Origin of the sequence: Sutterella sp., from assembly GCF_052272535.1 — a bacterium.
GTDB lineage: Bacteria > Pseudomonadota > Gammaproteobacteria > Burkholderiales > Burkholderiaceae_F > Sutterella.
The window spans coordinates 1-3,665 of record NZ_DAVZJY010000221.1 but is presented as its reverse complement, the minus strand read 5'-3'; the positions used below and the strand labels follow the sequence as shown (position 1 = coordinate 3,665).

Below are 3,665 nucleotides of genomic sequence, written 5' to 3'. Positions count from 1 at the left end.
TTGGTGGAGATCTATCGTTCGACGAAGTGACCACTTCGCCGTGCGTCAGCCCTGATGCCAGCCCTCGGAACTTAGGTTTCGGGGGCTATTTGTGTTAGTGCAAAAACCGACCGTCGCCCGCTCCAGCCCGGCTTCCGTCGTGTGGAGCTTTCTCGGGCGGCCGGCGCTCTCGGAGTCAGGTCACGCTTGCGCCTGCAGACGTCTTTCGGCGGCCAGCCGCAGCACCGTCGCCGTCATGCCCGCGCCCGTCACCACGGCGATGCCGCAGAGCGTCACGGCGTCGAAGCGTTCGCCGAAGATGAAGAAGCCGAGGATTACGGCGAAGGGAATGCCCGCGAACTGATAGACGGAGTTGAGAAGCGGATGCCCGCAGGACCACCCCGTCGTGAGGGAGAGCTGCGCGCCCGTTGCCGCCGCACCGATTCCGAGGAGAAGCATCACGCCTTCGGCGGCGGGCGTGGAGAAGCCCGTTGCAATGCTGCCGATCAAGCCCGTCACCGTGCCGCAGAGCGTGAAGTAGAAGACGATCCGCTCGGGAGGCTCCTGGTGGCGCGAGAGGTCGCGGATCATGAAGTCCGCGCCGCCCCCGAGGCTGCCGAGAAGAACGCCGAGGAGCGTGCCCGTGAGGGCCGAGCCCGGCAGGTCGGGCCGCAGAATGAGGAGCACGCCCGCAAAGCCCGCGGCCACGGCGGCGAGGAGGGGCTTCTCCAACCGGTCGCCCGCGAGGCGCGACGCCAGGGCGAGAAAGAGGCAGAACCAAAGGGGGCCGGTGTAAGCGAAGGTCTGCGCGGTGCCGAGCGGCAAAATTTTGAGCACGTAGACGCCGAGCGTGATGCAGCACGTTCCGACCGCACAGCGCACGAGATGGCGCCAGGGGTGTCGGGTGCCGAGGGGCACGCGCCTGCGCTTGAGAAGGACGATGCAGAGCGCTGCGCCGAAGAGGCTCCGGAAGAAGATGATCTCCCAGACGGTGAAGTAGTCCGCCGCCATCTTCGTGAAGAGCGCGACCAACGCAAAGAGAAAGGTCGCGAGGAGCATCCAGAGGGACTTCACCGCCATTCTTCATCTCCTTTTCCCTTCCTCCGGGAGCTGCGGACGAATCCATTCTCGCACCGCCCCGGTGAAGACGAAAACAAGCGGTTTCCCCGGGCGTCGGGCGGAAGACGCGAGGTCCGGAGCGTCTCCAGAGCGGTCAGCCGACGATGCGCTCGCGCCAGAGCGGCACCGCTACCCGGAGGAACGCCTCGGGCGAATCCGCGCCGATCCGCGGGAAGCCGAGGTGCGCGAAGGCGCGCTCGAGCGAACCCGTCGGGTCGGAGACGTCCACGGGGCGGGCGCCGGCCTGCTTGGAGAGCTTCTCGCCCTCGTCGTTGAGAACGAGCGGAATGTGCATGTAGCGGGGCGGTTCGCCCCCGAGGGCGCGCGTGAGGAGGATCTGCCGCGGCGTGTTGTCCACGAGGTCCGCGCCGCGCACGACGTCGGTGATTTCCGCGGCGAGGTCGTCGACGACGACCGCGAGCTGATAGGCCCAGAGCCCGTCGGCGCGCCGCAGGATGAAGTCGCCCACGGCGTGCTCGACGTCCTGCGTGAAGGAGCCGCACCAGCGGTCCGTGAAGGAGACCGTTCCGGAGGGCACGCGGAAGCGCAGCGACCGCGCGGGGCGTCCCCCCGTGCCCCTGCGGCAGGTGCCCGGGTAGACGCCGGGCGGAAGTCTGAGACGCAGGTCGGCCGCGAAGATCTCCTTGCGCGAGCAGGCGCAGCCGAAGACGAGCCCCGCCGCGGTGAGCTTCGCCAAGGCCGCCTCATAGGCCGCGTACCGGTCGTGCTGCCAGACCACGGGTTCGTCCGAGGTCATGCCGAACCGCGCGAGGTCCTCGATGAAGGATTCGCCTGCGCCGGGCACGTCGCGCGGTGGGTCGATGTCCTCGATCCGCACGATCCACGCGCCCCCGTGCGCGCGGGCGTCGAGCCAGCTCGCGAGCGCGGCGGCGAGGCTGCCGGCATGAAGGCGCCCCGTGGGCGAGGGGGCGAAGCGTCCGCGGTAGACGTGCTCTGAGGACGGAGAGGTAGGCATCCGGAACTATTGGAGAAAGGTCGGAGGAAGAGCAGAATTTTAAGGTCGTGCGCCGCGCGTCAGCCGCGGTGCCGCACTTTTCGTCCTCCGTCCCTCAATGCCCGACTCCTCCGAATCCGCCGGTTCCTCCGCCGCCTCCCCCACCCGCGGGCGGACGCCGCCCCACGCGCCGCCCACGCTCGCCGACGGCGCGCTTCTCGCCGTCTTCGGCACGCTCGGCCCCTTCGCCGCCAACACCTACGTGCCCGCCTTCGGCGAGATCGCAAAGGACTTCGGCGTCGGCATCGTCGCGGTGCAGCAGTCGCTTTCGCTCTACCTCGTCACGTTCGCGGTCGTTTCGCTCTTCATCGGGGCGCTCTCGGACGCGCTCGGGCGCCGGCGCGTCCTCGTGGCCGCAACGCTCGGCTTCGCGGCGGCCTCGCTCGGCGCCATGACCGCCGAGTCGATCGAGGCCTTCTACGGCTGGCGCTTCCTCATGGGACTCACGGTGTCCGCGGGTCCCGTGCTCTCGCAGGCGATCGTGCGCGACCGCTGGCAGGGCATCGAGGCCGCCAAGATCATCGCCCTCATCGCCGTGCTCTTCGGGCTCGGGCCCTGCCTCGCGCCGATCGTCGGGGGCGAGCTCACGGTGCACTTCGGCTGGCGCTCGATCTTCGCCTTCCTCGCGCTTTTCAGCCTCGGGCTCACCGCGCTTTCGCTCTTCGTGCTCAAGGAGTCCCTCCCGCCGGAGCGCCGCGTCTCCTTCCGGCCCGCCGAGACGGTGCGGCGCTACTGCAGGGTGCTCGCGTGCCCACCCTTCACCGCGGGCGTTCTCGCCCACGGGTGCTGCTTCATGGGTCTCATCGTCTATTCGGCGGGAGCGGCCGACTTCGTCCTTCACGTCATGGGGCTCGGCATCGACGAATTCGCCTGGATGATGGTGCCGATCGTCGCCGTCTCGATGGCGGGCACCTGGATCGGGCCGAAATTCCTCGAAAAGATGGGCGCCCGGCGCCTGGTCTTCGGCGGCTTCGCGCTCCTCATCGGTTCGGGGCTCGTCGGCGCCCTGGTCGAGTGGGTCGAGCCTCTGGGCTTCCCCTGGGTGCTCCTGGCGCCCTTGGTCTACAACTTCGCCGCGGGTGCGGTGCGCCCGACCATCAACGTGATGAACCTGGACTACTTCCCGACGAGCCGCGGACTGGCGGCTTCGGTGCAGCAGTTCTGCCTCACCGGCGCCTTCGCCGCCTCTTCAGCGCTCCTGGTGCCGCTCGTGATGGGAGCGGCCTGGAAGTATTCGCTCGTGATGCTCTTCTCGGGGCTCGCCGCGCTCGCGCTCTGGCTGGTCGTCGACCGCACGCGCGCGAAGCATCTTCCGGCGGGCGCCGGGCGCTTCTGAGGCGCATGGGGCGGGGCCGCCCGCGCGGCCCACGCTCGCAATCCGGCCGGCTCCCCTCCGTCTTCTTCGGCCGGAGCTTTGCCGGAGGCCGCCCGGCCTCCGGCGGCGCATCGCGCTGCCGCGGTGCGGATCCCGCGCGTGAAGTCCGGTTGCGCCCGAAGACCGCAGCGTCTTCCGGGTGGCCCGGCAGGGCTGCGGAAGACAAAAAAGGAGGCG

General features: G+C 69.4%; 3 protein-coding genes. 1 reads left to right on the top strand and 2 read right to left on the bottom strand.

Annotated features, from left to right (window positions below):
* Positions 1-180: 180 nt before the first annotated feature.
* Together ACT6Y9_RS09420 and gluQRS are read right to left on the bottom strand one after the other, a co-directional pair.
* On the bottom strand, positions 181-1,059 hold the full coding sequence (locus tag ACT6Y9_RS09420; protein ID WP_295477919.1) for a DMT family transporter: 879 nt from the start codon (positions 1,057-1,059) through the stop codon (positions 181-183).
* 133 nt (positions 1,060-1,192) lie between these two features.
* Positions 1,193-2,074: a tRNA glutamyl-Q(34) synthetase GluQRS gene (gluQRS, locus tag ACT6Y9_RS09415; protein ID WP_443744336.1), complete on the bottom strand. Its 882-nt coding sequence runs from the start codon at positions 2,072-2,074 to the stop codon at positions 1,193-1,195.
* A gap of 97 nt (positions 2,075-2,171) precedes the next feature.
* Here gluQRS and ACT6Y9_RS09410 point away from each other — a divergent pair, with 97 nt between their 5' ends.
* A complete protein-coding gene (locus ACT6Y9_RS09410; protein ID WP_443744335.1) occupies positions 2,172-3,449 on the top strand; it encodes a multidrug effflux MFS transporter in 1,278 nt (425 codons plus the stop codon).
* Positions 3,450-3,665 lie beyond the last annotated feature (216 nt).

Coding starts and splice junctions, on each gene's coding strand:
- ACT6Y9_RS09420 (WP_295477919.1), bottom strand. CDS start 1,059: ATGGCGGTGAAGTCCCTCTGGATGCTCCTCGCGACCTTTCTCTTTGCG.
- gluQRS (WP_443744336.1), bottom strand. CDS start 2,074: ATGCCTACCTCTCCGTCCTCAGAGCACGTCTACCGCGGACGCTTCGCC.
- ACT6Y9_RS09410 (WP_443744335.1), top strand. CDS start 2,172: ATGCCCGACTCCTCCGAATCCGCCGGTTCCTCCGCCGCCTCCCCCACC.